Source organism: Aeromonas sp. ASNIH8, assembly GCF_002919855.1.
GTDB lineage: Bacteria > Pseudomonadota > Gammaproteobacteria > Enterobacterales > Aeromonadaceae > Aeromonas > Aeromonas caviae.
Genome location: NZ_PQLN01000267.1, coordinates 1 through 683 on the forward strand (window position 1 = coordinate 1; position 683 = coordinate 683).

Genomic DNA, 683 nt, shown 5'->3' on the forward strand with positions numbered 1-683 from the left:
CGAACAACAAGCGCAACGCCTGCGCCAGTTGGGCGGTTGTGCTCGTTATGTCTGGAATCACGGGCTGGCAGAAACCAAACGCATTCTGGATGCTGGCGAAAAACTGCCTTCTGCCTTTGAGCTGAACAGGATGCTCACCAGTTGGAAGAAAGACCCAGAAATGGCCTTTCTGGCCGAGGCATATACCGACAACCTCCAGCAGAAGCTCAAGGATTTGCATGGCGCGTGGATGCGCTGCTTTGATAAGAAACTCGCCGCCAAGGCACCCGTATTCAAGAAAAAAAGCGACAACCGCGACGCTATCCGGTTCGTCAACTTCGACAAGTATTGCCGCCTTGAAAAGGGTCGCGTGAAGCTGCCTGCCGGGCTGGCGTGGGTCAAGTTCCGTCAGTCCCAGCCAGTTGAAGGGAAAATTAAAAACGCGACCGTCAGCCAAGCAGCCGGGCACTGGTATATCTCCTTTCAGGTCGAGCAGGAGACGTCCGAGCCAATTCACCCCTCCGGCTCAATGGTCGGGCTGGATGCGGGGATCGCCAAGCTCGCAACCCTGTCAGATGGCACGGTGTTTGAGCCCGTCAACAGCTTCAAAACCAATCAGACCAAGCTGGCAAGGCTCCAACGCCAGTTGAGCAAAAAGGTAAAGTTCAGCAGCAACTGGAAGAAACAAAAAGCCAAGATCCAGC

Annotated in this window: 1 protein-coding gene; it reads left to right on the plus strand. The window is 54.8% G+C overall.

All coding sequences use genetic code 11. The annotated features are described in order from the left end of the window. On the plus strand, positions 1-683 hold a 683-nt coding region (locus C3418_RS23845; protein ID WP_146054166.1), incomplete at both ends, for an RNA-guided endonuclease TnpB family protein.